Genomic DNA, 15,673 nt, shown 5'->3' with positions numbered 1-15,673 from the left:
TCATCGGCAGCGATCCCGACCCTGTTACACCATAAAATACAACAAAAGCGCCATAGAATGCCCACAAGGGCGCCCGTGTTGCCTGTAAAATCTCCGCCACATTCATTTCGGACTCCCCATGAACGCTCACGTGACCAGCCTGAAGACCGAGGACCCATCGAGTGACCTGACCGCGGTGTCGCCGCAGATCAAGGCACAGATCCTGGCCGAGGCGCTTCCCTATATTCGCAACTTCCACGGCAAGACCATTGTCATCAAATACGGCGGCAATGCCATGACCGACGAACGCCTGAAGCACGGCTTCGCACGCGACGTCATCCTGCTGAAACTGGTGGGCATGAACCCGGTGGTGGTGCACGGCGGCGGTCCGCAGATCGACAACGCCCTGAAAAAAATCGGCAAGCAAGGCACCTTCGTGCAAGGCATGCGCATTACCGACGAAGAGACCATGGAAGTGGTCGAGTGGGTGCTGGGCGGCGAAGTGCAGCAGGACATCGTCATGCTGATCAACCACTACGGCGGCCAGGCAGTCGGCCTGACCGGCAAGGATGGCGGCCTGATCCGTGCTCGCAAAATGTCGATGCCCGACCGCGACAAGCCGGGCGAGTTCCTCGACATCGGCTTTGTCGGCGAGATCGAGGCGATCAATCCGGCCGTCGTGAAAGCGCTGCAGGACGACGCTTTTATTCCGATCATCTCGCCGATCGGCTTCGGCCAGGACGGGCAGGCCTACAACATCAATGCCGACGTCGTCGCCGGCAAGATTGCGGAAATTCTAAAAGCCGAAAAGCTGATCATGATGACCAACATCGCCGGCGTGCAGGACAAGGAAGGCAAGCTGGTCACCGACCTGTCGGCGCGCGAAATCGACGAGATGTTCGAAGACGGCACGATCTCGGGCGGCATGCTGCCGAAAATCTCGTCGGCACTCGATGCCGCCAAGTCCGGCGTGAACACCGTGCACATCATCGATGGCCGCATCGAGCACTCTTTGTTGCTGGAAGTCTTGACCGAACAGGCTTTTGGCACTATGATCCGCTCGCACTAAAAAAATCTTGTGGCGGCGTCCATGCCGCCATATCAGTACCGCCCTTTTAGCTCAGTGGTAGAGCACTCCCTTGGTAAGGGAGAGGCCACGTGTTCAATCCACGTAAAGGGCACCACCTCCCCCTCAGTACACCCGTTCCACCCTTAAACCGCGCTGGCGCAACAGCTCCGGTACGCCCCGTTTCCCCAGCAGGTGCAATAAACCGACCGCGGCCACCGCATTGTTTTCGCGCGCCAGCAGCGCCGCCAGTTTATCGGCCATCGGTCCGTTGCGTTCCGCCAGCACCACCTCCCGGATGAACTTGCCGTTCAGGCTGTCGTCGGTCTCGATGCGATGGGCAATATCGTCGAGTGCTTTTTGGTCGGCACGCTCGTAGGCGTCGAACAGGTCGCGCGTCTCGCGCAACAAGCGCCCCGACGCCATGTAGGCCAGCGTTTCTTCGAGCAAGCTCCACTGCGCCTCGATCGGCAGCCGGTCCAGCAGCGCCGCCTGGTATTGCACTGACTCGAGTTCGACGATACGCGTCTTGCCGCGCGCGAGTGTGGCCAGGTGCGCGTCCACGCCCAGTTCCGGGTCGTAGCCCAGCTTCGCCAGGTCCGCCAGCGCGAGCACCGCCGCCAGCATCCAGGGCTTGAATTGCGCCACGCCCGCCGGATTGATGCCTTGCTGCGTCAAGGCCGTTTCGATACGCTTTCGCCGTTCCGGCGCCAGACCCGCATAGCCGGCGCTGTCGGCCGTAAACAAGCCATGCTCGCGAAACGCCGCGTCCACGGCGCCAGGATCGCGCATCGTGTCCACTTCCAGCGCCAGCGTGGGCGCGCCCGCCAGCGCTTGTCGAATGCGCGGCTCGAGCGGATAGTAGCCGGGCTTGCCCGCATGGATGGTCCCGTACAGGTACAAGCTATGGCCCTTCGCGCTCACCTTGAACAGCGCGCCGCGCTCGGCGGCCAGCGCTTGACACGCCATCAGGAACAAGCCGAGGAAGGCCACTATAATCGGACGTCGCAATTTACTTCTCCTGTCATCGTTCAACGTGCCGAATCATATCCCCGCCTCCCCCGTCTGGCTATTCGATCTGGACAATACCCTGCACGACGCTTCACACGCGATCTTCCCGGCCATCAGCGCCAACATGAACACGTATATCGCGCGCGTGCTCGAGGACGGCGTCACGCCGGTGACGCAGGCACGGGTCGATGCCGCGCGCCTCGGCTACTGGAAGCGATATGGCGCCACCCTGCTCGGCATGATGCGCCACCATGGCGTTTGCGCCGCCGACTTCCTGAGCCAGACCCACGATCTGCACGATCTGCGCGCGATGATGCGCTCGGAGACGGGCCTGGGCCGCCTGCTGCAGCGCCTGCCCGGCCGTAAAATCCTGCTGACGAATGCGCCGCGCGATTATTCGACGCACGTGATGCGCCATTTGCGCCTGCAGCGCCATTTCGCGCATCACATCGCGATCGAGCAGATGCACGTGCACCGCCAGCTGCGACCGAAACCGTCGAAGCTGATGTTGTCGCGCCTGCTGCGCAGGCATGGCGTGGCGGCGCGCGACTGCATCCTGGTCGAAGACACGCTGGTGAACCTGAAAAGCGCCAAACAGCTGGGCCTGCGCACGGTATGGGTGACCCAATACCTGCGCCGGAACGAGGCCAGCACGCTGGCGCAAATGCGGCCCCGCCGATTGATTCTCCCAAACTACGTCGATGTCAAAGTAAAATCCGTGCGCCAGCTGCCGAAGCGCCTGCAGCGGCTCCGCTAAATTTATCCAATTACTCTTTCGGGATCCCATGGCAAGCACCAGGCCAGGCCAGCGTAAACTGCAAATCCTCCAGGCCCTGGCGGCCATGCTCGAGCAGCCGAAAGGTGAAAAAATCACCACCGCGGCGCTGGCGGCGCGGCTATCGGTATCGGAAGCGGCGCTGTACCGCCACTTCGCCAGCAAGGCGCAAATGTTCGAGGGGCTGATTGAGTTCATCGAGTCCAGCGTGTTCGGCGTGATCAACCAGATCACGGAGAAGGAAGAGCGGGGCGTCGACCAGCTGCACGCGATGCTGCAAATGCTGCTCGCCTTTGCCGCGAACAATCCGGGCATGACGCGGCTCCTGATCGGCGACGCCCTGGTCGGCGAAGACGAACGCCTGCAGGCACGCATGAACGGCTTTTATGACCGGATCGAGCTGGCCTGCAAGGGCGCCCTGCGCCTGGCCGTCACCCAGGGCCACGGCGTCGAGGACGACGTCGCGGCCCGCGCCAGCCTGCTGGTAAGCTATGTGACCGGGCGCTGGCACCGCTACGCCAAGAGCGGCTTCCGCCAGAACCCGGCCGAGGGGACGGACGTACAATTGTCGCTCCTGTTGGCAGCCTGACGCAGGCGGTCATGGACACGGTCTTTGCATTGCTCGACGATGCGAGCGCGGAGGGGCATGCGCAGGCGCGCTCGCGCCTGTACACGGGCCACGCCGGCACCCTGAGCTGCAAAGATGCGGCTGGCTGGAACGGCGTGCTGGACGAGCTGCAGGCGGCCCTGGCGCGCGGCCTGTATGCCGTGCCCCTGCTCAGCTATGAACTGGGCGCGCACTTGCTCGGCATTCCTTGCAAACCCCTCCCGGGTGCGCTGGCCCAGGTGCTGCTGTTCGAGCGCTGCGAGCACCTGACGGCGGCCGCAGCGCAGGCCTGGATCACGACCCGCGCCGCGGGCGACACCCCGGCCGGCGTCGCCGCGATCGAAGCGAATGTCGACGAAGCGCGTTTTACGGAGGCCATCGAGCGTATCCGCGACTACATCGCCGCCGGCGACACCTACCAGGTGAATTACACCTACCGCCTGCGCTTCGACGCCTTCGGTTCCATGTTCTCCCTGTACCAGCGCCTGCGCGCGCGCCAGCCGGTGCCCTACGGCGCCATGATCGGATTGCCCGACGGCGGCGCCGTGCTGTCGTTCTCGCCCGAGCTGTTCGTGCGCTGCACGGGAGAGACGCTGCTGGCGCGCCCGATGAAGGGCACGGCGCCGGCCGCCGGGGACGAGACGACGAATGCGCAACGCGCCGCCGCGCTCGCGCTCGACCCGAAGAACCGCGCCGAAAACCTCATGATCGTCGACCTGCTGCGCAACGACCTCGGACGCGTGGCGCGCACCGGCAGCGTGGCCGTCCCCAAACTGTTCGAGGTGACGCGCTTCGGCGCCGTGCTGCAAATGACCTCCACCGTGCAGGCGCGCTTGCGCGAGGACCTGACATTGAACGAGCTGTTCGCCGCCCTGTACCCCTGCGGCTCGATCACGGGCGCCCCCAAGCGCCGGACGATGGAAATCATCGATGAACTCGAAGCCGACCCGAGAGGAATCTATACGGGCGCGATCGGCTGGTTCGATCCGCCACAGGACACGCGTCCCTTCGGCGACTTTTGTTTGTCGGTACCGATCCGCACGCTGGCGCTCGGGCCCGGAGAAGGCGTGCGGCGCGGAGAACTTGGCGTCGGCGCCGGTATCGTGTTCGACAGCGATCCGCAAGCAGAGTATGCCGAGTGCAAATTAAAAGCGCGCTTCCTGACCGGGCTGGCGAACAAATTCGAGCTGTTCGAGACCATCAAGGCGTCGTGGCAGGACGGCCCGCGCCACCTCGACCTGCACCTGGCGAGAATCGGCGCCTCGGCCGCCTATTTCGGCCTGGCCTTCGATGCGAGGGCGGCGCATACCCTCGTGGTCGACGCCTGCCTCGGCTTGCCGCCAGAGGGCGGCATCCACCGCCTGCGCCTGTCGCTTGATGCCCAGGGCGCACTCGCGCTTGCGTCGGCTCCGCTTTCTCCGCTCACCGAGCCGGTGCGCGTCGTGCTGGCCGAGTCGACCACGCAGTCAAGCGACGTCTTCCTGCGCCATAAAACCTCGGTGCGCAGCCGCTACGACGCCGCCTGGCGCGCCGCCGAGGCGCAAGGCGCCTTCGACGCCCTGTTCTTCAACGAGCGCGGGGAATTGACGGAGGGAGGGCGCAGCAATGTGTTCGTGCGCCTGGACGGCCGCTGGTACACGCCGCCCCTGTCCTGCGGCCTGCTGCCGGGCGTGATGCGCACGATCATGCTGGGCGCGCCCGCCTGGGCTGCGCGCGAGCGCGTCATCACGCGCGAGATGCTCGAGAAGGCGGAAGGGATCGTGGTCTGCAATGCGCTGCGCGGCCCGCTGCTGGCGCAACTCGAGCGGCGCGACGGCGCCTGAGACGCCGCCGCCGGCGCTTACAGGGCGCCTTCGATCTGTTTCAGCAGGTCCGGATCGTCCGGCGTCACCTTGCTCGGGTAGTGCGCGATCACGTTGCCGTCACGGCCGATCAGGTATTTCGTGAAATTCCATTTCGGTTCCTTGCCGGTCTGTTTCGCCAGCGCCGCGTGCAGCGGATTGGCGTTGGCGCCGCTCACGACGGTCGGGGCAAACATCGGGAATTTCACGCCATACGTGTTGTAGCAGAGGTCGGCGATTTCCTTGGTGCTGGCCGCTTCCTGCTTGAAATCGTTGGACGGGAAGCCGAGCACCACCAGCCCGCGCGGGCTGTATTTCGCGTATAACTTTTCCAGGCCCTCGTACTGCTTGGTGTAGCCGCAATAACTGGCCGTGTTCACCACCAGCACCACTTTACCGGCGTACTGGCACAGGTCCTGCGGCGCTTCGTCCTGCAGGCGTTTAAAACTCTGTTTCAGCAGGGCCGGGCAGCTGGCCGGCGCCGGCGTGGCTGCGACGAGCGGACGGGGATTGACGACGCCTGTGGGTTGTTGGGCGCTGCTCGTTGCCGCGGCAGCCAGCAGAGAAAGGGTCAGGGCAGTTTTCAGCATGGTCGGTCCATTTAAAATCAGGCGTTGAGCTTGCGGTGTTCGATTTTCAGGCAGTGGTTCATGACGACATCGAGGCCGGCGGCGCGCGCCAGGTCGGCCGCAGCCTGGTTCTCGATCTCGAGCTGCATCCACAGGCAGCCGGCGCGGATTGCGATCGCGTCGCGCGCCAGCGGCGGGATGTCTTCCGGCTTGCGGAAGCAGTCGACGATGTCGATCCGGGTGCCGCTCGGCGCCAGCGCGTCGGCCGCTTCCTGCAGGCTGGCATACACTTTCTCGCCCAGGATCTCCTCGCCCGCATACGCCGGGTTGACGGGAATGATGCGGTAGCCCTGCCCTTGCAGGTATTCGGCCACGCCGAAGCTGGCACGATCGGGTTTGTTCGAGAGGCCGACAATGGCGATGGTCTTGCTGTCGTTGAGGATTTGGGCGATCGTTCTCATGGGCGTAATCGGTAGTCAGGGATCGACGTTAGCTTAACAGGTTTGCATCGTGCGCCGCGTGTTTGCATGCAGCCTGCCGCTGTGAAAAGATGGCGGCTTCCTAAAGCCGGATTCGTCCATGAAAACCTCTTCTCTTGTTGCCGCCCTCTTCCTGGCGCTGGCCTCCAGCGGCTGCGCCACCAGGCCGGCGTCGAACGATCCAGTAGTCGTGACGGTGGCCGACTGGGGAGGCACCCCGGCCGATCCGGCGCAAGCGCGGCGCCACACGATCACCCACATCACCCTGCACCACCAGGGCGAACCGTTCACACCAGGGACCGACCCGCGCCAGTACCTGCGCAAGCTGCAGGCCTGGTCGCGCAACAGCAAAGGCTGGCTGGATATTCCCTACCATTACATCATCGACCTCGAAGGACGGGTCTATGCGGGGCGCGACATCGCCTATGCGGGCGACACGAATACCGAGTACGACCCGAGCGGCCACGCCTTGATTGAGGTGGTCGGCAATTTCGAGGAAGTCGAACCGAACCAGGCGCAACTCGATGCGGTGGTGAATGTGATGGCGATGCTGGCGCAGAAGTACAAGGTGCCGGTCGAGAACATCGCCAGCCACCGCGATTATTCGGACAAGACCGTCTGCCCGGGCGCGCATTTATACCATTATGTGCAGGGCGGGTATTTTAAAGAGCGGGTCGCGCAGCGCCTGCATTCGCCGCGCTGACGGTATTCCGGCGCGTATATTCACATTTTTATGAAGCGAAAACGCAAGCGCATTTCACTCTTTATGCTTGTCATTTAATTGCCTGATCGTTTCTGCCTTCCTACCCGTGAATACGAGCCTGATCAAGCACAAAGCTTGACAATTCCATAGCCCGACTTCGCTTCAGGTCGGCGCCCCGCCTGCGCTGTGACCGGCTTGAGCGCGACCAAGTTAAAACTTTGACACTCCCCTATTCTGGCCATTCATACAGATGAGACGCCTTCATTTGTACGTCACGGCCCAGATGCCGCCCATCCTGCGCTGTTTGTCCGGGAAGGCGTGGTCGCCGCGCCGTGTCATGGCCCGAGCGCTTTACACCCGCATCCGATCGACTACGCATAAAGCGCCGGAATTTCAACTTAACGGATCGAAGTCCGCATGAGTAATTTAATTCAGGAAGTCCATGGTTTGGCCAATTCTCTACCTTCCTATGTCCGGGTCATCATCATTTCTTTTGTTTGCCTTTTTACCTTGAATCAGGCCCTGGATTTCGGTAGACAACTGGGCGCCCTTTGTTATCGCATGCTGCACTGATCTAATCGACGAAAGGAACGGAACATGCAAGAGCTGACTAATTACGAAATTGATGAGGTTGCCGGTGGCGGTGCCGGAGCAGCGGCAGTGGTAGTGGTCGTCGTGGTGCTGATCGTGATCGGCGCGGCGGCGGGATGGATGGACGAATCCAAGAAGAAGCAGCAGAAATAAAACCGGTTTTACGGCATGACGCGCTGGCGCGCCAGGCCTCTTCGCCCACACGAAAGGAATATAACAATGAATACGCGAACCGAACTACAGCCCGCCGCATTACAGCCGGCTTATCCGATGGCGATGGTCGAATTGAACGATCTTGAAATCGAGGATGTTTCAGGCGGAAATCCCGCCGTCGCCGCAGCCGCCGCCGTCGTCGCACTGGGGGGCGCGGCGCTCGACCTCGGCTATAAACTGGGTGGGATGTTATACAAGGCGACGCATTAGCGCAGTCGGCGCGCGCCGTGCGGTTGCCGAGGCCGCACTCCGGGACACCTGAATCGCATACCGGTTTCCGGACGGGAGCCGGCGAATAAAAAAAAGGCAGAGCCGAAGCTCTGCCTTTTTGCTGTGTTGCGAACGACTTGAAGACTTAGCGGCCTTTCGACCGCAGGCGGGCGATTGCCGCCAGCTGGGCGATGGCAGACGCCAGTTCGGCTTGCGCTTTCGCGTAGTCGATCTGCGAGTCCTGCGACTGCATCAGCTCTTCGGCGGCCTGCTTGGCCGCTTGCGCCTTTGCCTCGTCCAGGTCGGCGCCGCGGATCGCGGTGTCGGCCAGGACCGTCACGCCGTTCGGCTGCACCTCGAGGATACCGCCGGCGACGAAGACGAACTCTTCACCGCCATCAGCCTTCTCGATGCGCACCGCGCCCGGGCGGATCCGCGTGATCAGCGGGGTGTGCTTCGGGTAGATACCCAGCTCGCCCGCTTCACCCGGCAACGCGACGAAGGTCGCTTCGCCGGAGAAGATCTGCGCTTCGGCCGAGACCACGTCAACGTGAATTGTGTTTGCCATGTGTGTCCTTCAGGTGGAAGACGCGATCAGCCTGCAGCCAGCTTCTTGGCTTTTTCGATCGCCTCTTCGATGGTGCCGACCATGTAGAACGCCTGCTCCGGCATGTGGTCCAGTTCGCCCGATGCGATCATCTTGAAGCCCTTGATCGTGTCTTTCAGCGAAACGTACTTGCCTGGGGCGCCAGTAAAGACTTCAGCGACGTGGAACGGCTGCGACAGGAAACGCTGCATCTTGCGCGCGCGTGCCACCACCAGCTTGTCTTCCGGAGCCAGTTCGTCCATGCCCAGAATCGCGATGATGTCGCGCAGTTCCTTGTAGCGCTGCAGGGTACCCTGGACGGCGCGGGCCGTCTCGTAGTGTTCCTGGCCGACGACGAGCGGGTCCAGCTGGCGCGAGGTCGAGTCCAGTGGATCGACCGCAGGGTAGATACCCAGCGAGGCGATGTCACGCGACAGAACGACGGTCGAATCCAGGTGGGCGAAGGTAGTGGCAGGCGACGGGTCGGTCAAGTCATCCGCAGGGACGTAGACGGCCTGGATCGAGGTGATCGAACCGGTCTTGGTCGAGGTGATGCGCTCTTGCAGGCGGCCCATCTCTTCGGCCAGGGTAGGCTGATAACCCACCGCCGACGGCATACGGCCCAGCAGTGCCGAGACTTCGGTACCGGCCAGGGTGTAGCGGTAGATGTTGTCGACGAAGAACAGAACGTCTTTACCTTCGTCACGGAAGGCTTCGGCCATCGTCAGGCCGGTCAGCGCGACGCGCAGACGGTTGCCTGGTGGTTCGTTCATCTGGCCGTAGACCATCGCGACCTTCGAGTTTTCCGGATTTTCCAGGTCGACGACCTTGGCATCGGCCATCTCGTGGTAGAAGTCGTTACCTTCGCGGGTACGCTCACCGACGCCGGCGAACACGGACAGACCCGAGTGCGCTTTGGCGATGTTGTTGATCAGTTCCATCATGTTGACGGTCTTGCCCACGCCGGCGCCGCCGAACAGGCCGACCTTACCGCCCTTGGCGAACGGGCAGACCAGGTCGATGACCTTGATGCCGGTTTCCAGCAGGTCTTGCGATGGCGACAGTTCGTCGTAGACAGGTGCCGCGCGGTGGATCGAGGCGGTGCGCTCGTTGCTGACCGGACCGCATTCGTCGATCGGGTTACCCAGCACGTCCATGATGCGACCCAGGGTGGCGACGCCAACCGGGACCATGATCGGTGCGCCGGTGTTCTGGATGATCATGCCGCGACGCAGGCCTTCCGAGCTGCCCAGCGCAATGGTACGGACGATGCCGTCACCCAGCTGTTGCTGCACTTCCAGGGTCAGTGCGGAGCCTTCCATTTTCAGTGCGTCGTACACTTTCGGCATGGCATTACGCGGGAATTCCACGTCAACCACTGCGCCGATACACTGAACGATTTTGCCATCAGCCATGTTCGTTCCTTCAGATATAGTTAAATTCTTGTCGTTTAGACCGCTGCCGCACCGGCGACGATCTCGGAGAGTTCTTTGGTAATCGCTGCCTGACGGGTCTTGTTATAGACCAGCTTCAGTTCGCCGATGACGCTACCTGCGTTGTCGCTTGCCGCCTTCATCGCGACCATGCGTGCCGACTGCTCGGACGCCAGGTTTTCCGCGACGGCCTGGTAGACCAGGGCCTCGACATACCGCACCAGCAGTTCGTCGATCACGACTTGCGCTTCCGGCTCGTAGATGTAATCCCACGAGATGGCGCCCTTCTCCTGTTCCAGGTGTTTCGCTGGCAACGGGAGCAGCTGCTCGACGATCGGTTCCTGCTTCATCGTGTTGATGAACTTGGTGTAGCACAGGTAGACCGCGTCCAGCTGGCCATCCTGGTATGCGTCGAGCATGACCTTGATCGGGCCGATCAGCTTTTCCAGGTGCGGGGTGTCGCCGATCTGCGTCGCATGCGACACGATCGGGACGCCGACGCGGTTCAGGAAGCCCAGGCCCTTGTTGCCGATGGCGACTGCCTCGACACGGCTGCCCGCCGCTTCCAGTTCCTTCGACTTGAGCGTCACCTGGCGCAGGATGTTGGTGTTCATGCCGCCGCACAGACCCTTGTCGGTCGTGACGACGATGAAGCCGACAGCTTTTGCCTGCACGTGCTTGGCTTGCGCCATGAAGACGTGCGTGTACTCCGGATTTGCGCCGGCCAGATTGGCGGTGATGTTCCGAACTTTTTCACTGTAGGGACGGGCGGCGCGCATGCGATCCTGCGCCTTGCGCATTTTCGATGCGGCGACCATTTCCATCGCCTTGGTGATCTTCTTCGTATTCTCTACGCTCTTGATCTTGCCACGAATCTCTTTGCCTACTGCCATGAGTCCTTACTCCTTCCGGTCACCGGCATCGCCTGTGAACAGGCGATGCCGGATCCTTCATTTCATGAATTAAAATGCGCCGGATTTTTTGAAATCAGCAATGGCGGCGGCGAGTGCTGCTTCGCTGTCCTTGTCCAGTTGCTTGGTTTCTTCGATCTTCGACAGGAGCGCAGCCTGCTTGGTCTTCAGGTAGCCGTGCAGGCCGTTCTCGAAGGACAGCACTTGCTTGACTTCGATGTCGTCGAAGTAGCCCTTGTTGACGGCGAACAGCGATGCGGCCATCAGCGAGATCGGCAGCGGCGAGTACTGCGGCTGCTTGAGCAGCTCGGTCACGCGCGCACCACGGTCCAGCTGCTTGCGGGTCGATTCGTCCAGGTCCGATGCGAACTGCGCGAACGCAGCGAGCTCACGGTACTGCGCCAGGTCGGTACGGATACCGCCCGACAGGTTTTTGATGACCTTGGTCTGGGCAGCGCCACCGACGCGCGAGACCGAAATACCGGCGTTGATCGCAGGACGGATACCGGCGTTGAACAGCGAGGTCTCCAGGAAGATCTGGCCGTCGGTAATCGAAATCACGTTGGTCGGCACGAAGGCCGAGACGTCGCCCGCTTGCGTTTCGATGATCGGCAGGGCGGTCAGCGAACCGGTCTTGCCGGTGACGGCGCCGTTGGTGAACTTCTCGACGTAGTCGGCGTTCACGCGGGCTGCGCGCTCGAGCAGGCGGCTGTGCAGGTAGAACACGTCGCCTGGATACGCTTCGCGGCCTGGTGGGCGGCGCAGCAGCAGGGAAATCTGACGGTAAGCCACGGCTTGCTTCGACAGATCGTCATACACGATCAGCGCGTCTTCGCCGCGGTCGCGGAAGTATTCGCCCATCGCGCAGCCGGAATAGGCCGAGATGTACTGCATGGCGGCCGATTCCGACGCCGAAGCGGCGACGACGATCGTGTACTCCATCGCGCCGTGCTGCTCGAGCGAGCGCACGATGTTCTTGATGGTCGATGCCTTCTGGCCGATTGCGACATACACGCAGGTGACGTTCTGGCCGCGCTGGTTGATGATCGCGTCGACTGCGACAGCCGATTTACCGGTCTGGCGGTCGCCGATGATCAGCTCGCGCTGGCCGCGGCCGATCGGCACCATCGCGTCGATCGACTTGATACCGGTCTGCATCGGCTGCGAGACGGATTCACGGGCGATGACGCCTGGCGCGATCTTTTCGATCGGGGCGGTCAGCGTCGTGTTGATCGGACCCTTGCCGTCGATCGGCTGGCCCAGTGCGTTGACCACGCGGCCACGCAGTTCTGGACCGATCGGCACTTCCAGGATGCGGCCGGTCGTCTTGACGGTGTCGCCTTCCGAGATGTGCTCGTACGCACCCAGGATGACCGAACCGACCGAGTCGCGCTCGAGGTTCATCGCCAGGCCGAAGGTGTTGCCGGGGAATTCCAGCATCTCGCCCTGCATCACGTCCGACAGACCGTGAATACGGCAGATACCGTCGGCGACGGAGATCACCGTGCCTTGATTGCGAACGTCAGCGGACGCTTCCAGACCCTGGATCCGGCTCTTGATCAGTTCGCTGATTTCAGATGAATTAAGTTGCATGAGTGCTAACTCCTAATAGTTTCTTGATGCGTAGGGCAAGGACGTGAGATGCCGGCAAAGAGTGCGAAGTTCCGCTTACGCAGTCAGCGCAGCATGCATTTGCTGCAGCTTGGCGCGTACCGAGGTATCGAGCACTTCATCACCGACCAGCACGCGCACACCACCGATCAGCGACGGGTCCACCGTAACGGTTGGGTTGAGCTTGCGACCAAATTTCTTTTCCAGCGCGGCGACCAGCTCGGCCACCTGGGCATCGGACAGCGCGAAGGCGCTGGCGATTTCCGCGTCGGCGGCGCCGGCCTGGGCATTTTTGAGCACCTGGAACTGCGCGCCGATTTCCGGCAGCAGGCTGACGCGGCCGTTTTCGGCCAGCATCGTCAGGAAGTTCGTGGCCTCCGGGGTGACCGGGGCCTTGACCAGCGAGCTCAAGGCTGCGACGAGGTCGGCGGACGTCAGTTTCGGGTTGGCGGCAAACGCCTGCACATCAGGGTTGGCGCCGACTTGTGCCAGCTGCGACACCAGTTCGGACCAGGCTGCCATGTCGCCGGTTTGGGCGACACGGAACAGCGCTTCGGCGTAGGGACGGGCGACGGTTGCGAGTTCGGCCATGATTACAGCTCGGTCGACAGTTGCGTCAGCAGGGCGGCGTGCGCTTCTGCATTCACTTCACGCTTGAGGATCTGCTCGGCGCCTTGCACTGCCAGGGCAGCGACTTGGCCACGCAGTTCTTCGCGCACGCGGGTCACTTGCTGTTCGGCGTCGGCGCGAGCGCTGGCGACGATACGGGCGGCTTCTTCAGCAGCGGTCTTCTTGGCGTCGTCGATGATCATCGCGGCGCGCTTTTCGGCGTCGGCGATGCGCGCCTGGCCTTCGTCACGGGCAGTTGCCAGTTCGGCCTGCACGCGCTTTTCGGCAGCGGCCAGGTCAGCCTTGCCACGGTCGGCGGCGGCCAGCCCATTGGCGATCCGCTCGGCGCGCTCGTCGAGTGCCTTCATCAGCGGCGGCCACACGAATTTCATCGTGAAGAACGCCAGGACGAGGAAGACGGCGAGCTGTGCAAACAGAGTTGCGTTGAGGTTCACGGTTTTTCCCTTCTCACAAAAACGGATGCCGAACCGCGATGGTTCGGCCCTTCAAAACCAGACTTCCGGACCGATTAGGTCGGGGTGAACGGATTTGCGAAAGCGAACAGCATGGCGATACCAACGCCGATCAGGAATGCCGCATCGATCAGACCAGCCAGCAGGAACATCTTGGTCTGCAGGGTGTTCATCAGTTCAGGCTGACGTGCCGAGGCTTCCAGGTATTTACCGCCCATGATAGCGATACCGATACATGCGCCGATAGCGCCGAGGCCGATGATCAAACCGCAAGCCAGTGCAACAAAAGAAACGTCAGTCATGATTACTCCAAAAAGTTAATTTAAAAACTAGATTAAAAACTACAACTTCGTTACAACCACTATCTTGTTCGATGCTTGCGGCGCCGATCAGTGGCCTTCGTGGGCCTGACCGAGGTACACCAGCGTCAGCATCATGAAAATGAATGCCTGCAGGAACACGATCAGGATGTGGAAGATCGCCCAGATCGAGCCGGCAATCACCTGGCCAGCGAAACCGAACACGGTAGCGGTGGAACCAAGCAAAGCGATCAAGAGGAACAGCAGCTCACCGGCAAACATGTTGCCGAACAGTCGCATACCGAGCGACACCATTTTTGCTGCGTATTCGATGATGTTCAGCAGCAGGTTGAACGGCGCCATGTAGATGCCGAACGGTGCTGCGAAGAGTTCGTGGAGCCAGCCGCCGAAGCCCTTGATCTTGATGCCGTAGTACAGCATCAGGATCAGCACGCCCAGCGAAATGCCGATGGTGCCGTTCAGGTCGGCGGTCGGGACCACGCGGTGGTGCGGTTCGCCGAAGCCGAGCGCCCGGAAGGCAGCCGCGAACAGGTCGACCGGCAGGAAGTCCAGCGAGTTCATCAGGGCGACCCAGACGAACACGGTCAGGGCAGCAGGAGCGATGAAGCTGCGGTCGCCGTGGACGATGGTTTTCGATTGGTTCTCGACCATTTCGACCAGCATTTCGACGGCAGCCTGGAAGCGGCCCGGCACGCCGGCGGTCGCCTTGCGGGCCGCCATCCACATGATCAGGCAGCCGAGGACGCCCATGGCGATCGACCAGAACAGGGTATCGTAGTGAATGACGGAAAAGTCGACCGGACCGTTCTGGTGCGTATTCGACAGGTGGCCGAGGTGGTGCCGGATGTACTCTGATGCGGTGGGCGCGTGGTTTGCTGCGCCTTCTACGGTTGTCGTCATATCAGTGCCTAAATAATAAGAATATGTAACTTTTCAGTGCCACGATGAACCCGGCGAGTAGCGCCAGCCAGTTCAGGTCACGGTACAAGTACGCAGTTGCACCCAGCAGGGCAAGCGTTAAACCGATCTTTATAAATTCCCAGATGAAAAACGAGAAGGGGTTGGCCCCGCCCGCTTTCGTAGAGGCGAACAAGCGTAGCGCCATGATTGCATTCGGCACGACACAGCAAAGTCCGCCAAGCACCGCCGAAAACATCGCAGCCCTTCCCCCCAATAGTGCAGCGAGGACGCCGGCGACTATCGTTGCGATCAATTGCAGGGAGACCAGGCGTAACATTTTTATTCTTTGCCCTGGCCGTTGGAACCGAGTTACGGTGTGGTAATTACATGAATCAGCGGGATTATAAGTTCCTTCGTGCTTGCGAGTCAAACGATTCCGGCTGTGTTCGGCCGTTTCGCGAGACGTGAAAATGTCACACAAATATTGCTCGAATCGGGGTTTTTCGCGGTAGTTCGCAGCAGGAAACGCAGGGACGGCGGAAGGAATGTGACGACCTGAAGGACGCGTTACCGTAGTTTTGCGGTAGCGGGCCGCGTTGTCGGAAGGGTACGGACAGGGAAGATCGAAAGCCGACAGGAAGGCTGCTCAGCGGCTGGAGCGGGCGCACCGCTCTGGTGCGTCGCCCTCCTCGCCCAAGGGAGTTTAGGTTGCTCACCGGCTATGCACAAGCTGTCGACAAGCTTGTGTACAGGCTTATCCACAGCGCGGCGTGGAACCTTTCCCGG

19 protein-coding genes and 1 tRNA gene are annotated in these 15,673 nt (G+C 61.7%); 8 read left to right on the top strand and 12 right to left on the bottom strand.

The genetic code is table 11. The annotated features are described in order from the left end of the window. The first annotated feature begins 118 nt into the window (after positions 1-118). Both argB and LPB04_RS06150 read left to right on the top strand, forming a co-directional pair. Entirely contained in the window at positions 119-1,048 is a 930-nt protein-coding gene (argB, locus tag LPB04_RS06155) for an acetylglutamate kinase (RefSeq protein WP_193687851.1), read from the top strand. Positions 1,049-1,088: 40 nt separating this feature from the next. Then, a tRNA-Thr gene (locus LPB04_RS06150) sits at positions 1,089-1,163 on the top strand. Positions 1,164-1,171: 8 nt separating this feature from the next. Here LPB04_RS06150 and LPB04_RS06145 read toward each other — a convergent pair. Continuing rightward, entirely contained in the window at positions 1,172-2,056 is an 885-nt protein-coding gene (locus tag LPB04_RS06145; RefSeq protein ID WP_193687850.1) for a TraB/GumN family protein, read from the bottom strand. Positions 2,057-2,081: 25 nt separating this feature from the next. Here LPB04_RS06145 and LPB04_RS06140 point away from each other — a divergent pair, with 25 nt between their 5' ends. From LPB04_RS06140 to pabB, 3 genes are read left to right on the top strand one after another with little or no spacing between them, the layout of a single operon-like run. Next, positions 2,082-2,813, top strand: coding sequence for a pyrimidine 5'-nucleotidase (locus LPB04_RS06140; RefSeq protein WP_193687849.1), 732 nt, complete (start codon positions 2,082-2,084; stop codon positions 2,811-2,813). Positions 2,814-2,841: 28 nt separating this feature from the next. After that, positions 2,842-3,420, top strand: coding sequence for a nucleoid occlusion factor SlmA (gene slmA / locus LPB04_RS06135; RefSeq protein ID WP_193687848.1), 579 nt, complete (start codon positions 2,842-2,844; stop codon positions 3,418-3,420). 11 nt (positions 3,421-3,431) lie between these two features. After that, positions 3,432-5,261, top strand: coding sequence for an aminodeoxychorismate synthase component I (gene pabB / locus LPB04_RS06130; protein WP_193687847.1), 1,830 nt, complete (start codon positions 3,432-3,434; stop codon positions 5,259-5,261). A gap of 17 nt (positions 5,262-5,278) precedes the next feature. On the opposite strand, the gene LPB04_RS06125 is transcribed toward pabB, so the two are convergent. Together LPB04_RS06125 and LPB04_RS06120 are read right to left on the bottom strand one after the other, a co-directional pair. Further along, positions 5,279-5,869, bottom strand: a complete 591-nt coding sequence (locus LPB04_RS06125) for a glutathione peroxidase (RefSeq protein WP_193687846.1) — start codon at positions 5,867-5,869, stop codon at positions 5,279-5,281. 17 nt (positions 5,870-5,886) lie between these two features. Continuing rightward, positions 5,887-6,309, bottom strand: coding sequence for a CoA-binding protein (locus tag LPB04_RS06120; RefSeq protein ID WP_193687845.1), 423 nt, complete (start codon positions 6,307-6,309; stop codon positions 5,887-5,889). A 118-nt stretch (positions 6,310-6,427) separates the two neighbouring features. Between LPB04_RS06120 and LPB04_RS06115 the strand changes: the two genes are divergently transcribed. The 3 genes from LPB04_RS06115 to LPB04_RS06105 all read left to right on the top strand — a co-directional run bounded on the left by LPB04_RS06115 (position 6,428) and on the right by LPB04_RS06105 (position 8,044). After that, a complete protein-coding gene (locus LPB04_RS06115; protein ID WP_193687844.1) occupies positions 6,428-7,030 on the top strand; it encodes a peptidoglycan recognition protein family protein in 603 nt (200 codons plus the stop codon). Between the two features lie 597 nt (positions 7,031-7,627). After that, positions 7,628-7,774 (top strand): hypothetical protein, encoded by a 147-nt coding sequence (locus tag LPB04_RS06110; protein WP_193687843.1) that lies wholly within the window; start codon positions 7,628-7,630, stop codon positions 7,772-7,774. A 66-nt stretch (positions 7,775-7,840) separates the two neighbouring features. Then, entirely contained in the window at positions 7,841-8,044 is a 204-nt protein-coding gene (locus LPB04_RS06105) for a hypothetical protein (RefSeq protein ID WP_193687842.1), read from the top strand. Positions 8,045-8,189: 145 nt separating this feature from the next. Here LPB04_RS06105 and LPB04_RS06100 read toward each other — a convergent pair whose 3' ends face one another. The 9 genes from LPB04_RS06100 to LPB04_RS06060 all read right to left on the bottom strand — a co-directional run bounded on the left by LPB04_RS06100 (position 8,190) and on the right by LPB04_RS06060 (position 15,224). Continuing rightward, positions 8,190-8,612, bottom strand: a complete 423-nt coding sequence (locus tag LPB04_RS06100) for a F0F1 ATP synthase subunit epsilon (protein WP_193687841.1) — start codon at positions 8,610-8,612, stop codon at positions 8,190-8,192. A gap of 26 nt (positions 8,613-8,638) precedes the next feature. After that, entirely contained in the window at positions 8,639-10,045 is a 1,407-nt protein-coding gene (gene atpD, locus LPB04_RS06095) for a F0F1 ATP synthase subunit beta (RefSeq protein ID WP_193687840.1), read from the bottom strand. A 35-nt stretch (positions 10,046-10,080) separates the two neighbouring features. Continuing rightward, the gene (gene atpG, locus LPB04_RS06090) at positions 10,081-10,956 is read right to left on the bottom strand and encodes a F0F1 ATP synthase subunit gamma (protein WP_193687839.1); all 876 of its coding nucleotides are present in this window, start codon (positions 10,954-10,956) and stop codon (positions 10,081-10,083) included. A 69-nt stretch (positions 10,957-11,025) separates the two neighbouring features. After that, the gene (gene atpA, locus LPB04_RS06085) at positions 11,026-12,567 is read right to left on the bottom strand and encodes a F0F1 ATP synthase subunit alpha (protein ID WP_193687838.1); all 1,542 of its coding nucleotides are present in this window, start codon (positions 12,565-12,567) and stop codon (positions 11,026-11,028) included. 75 nt (positions 12,568-12,642) lie between these two features. Then, entirely contained in the window at positions 12,643-13,176 is a 534-nt protein-coding gene (locus tag LPB04_RS06080) for a F0F1 ATP synthase subunit delta (protein WP_193687837.1), read from the bottom strand. Positions 13,177-13,178: 2 nt separating this feature from the next. Then, complete coding sequence (locus LPB04_RS06075) at positions 13,179-13,649, bottom strand: F0F1 ATP synthase subunit B (protein ID WP_193687836.1); 471 nt, start codon at positions 13,647-13,649, stop codon at positions 13,179-13,181. A 74-nt stretch (positions 13,650-13,723) separates the two neighbouring features. After that, positions 13,724-13,969, bottom strand: a complete 246-nt coding sequence (atpE, locus tag LPB04_RS06070; RefSeq protein ID WP_036253157.1) for a F0F1 ATP synthase subunit C — start codon at positions 13,967-13,969, stop codon at positions 13,724-13,726. Positions 13,970-14,056: 87 nt separating this feature from the next. Continuing rightward, positions 14,057-14,887: a F0F1 ATP synthase subunit A gene (gene atpB, locus LPB04_RS06065; protein WP_193687835.1), complete on the bottom strand. Its 831-nt coding sequence runs from the start codon at positions 14,885-14,887 to the stop codon at positions 14,057-14,059. A gap of 1 nt (position 14,888) precedes the next feature. Next, complete coding sequence (locus LPB04_RS06060; RefSeq protein WP_193687834.1) at positions 14,889-15,224, bottom strand: ATP synthase subunit I; 336 nt, start codon at positions 15,222-15,224, stop codon at positions 14,889-14,891. Positions 15,225-15,673: the final 449 nt, after the last annotated feature.

This window comes from Massilia litorea (assembly GCF_015101885.1).
GTDB lineage: Bacteria > Pseudomonadota > Gammaproteobacteria > Burkholderiales > Burkholderiaceae_D > Telluria > Telluria litorea.
Note: the sequence above shows the minus strand (reverse complement) of the source record. Positions and strands in the feature narration are given on the sequence as shown.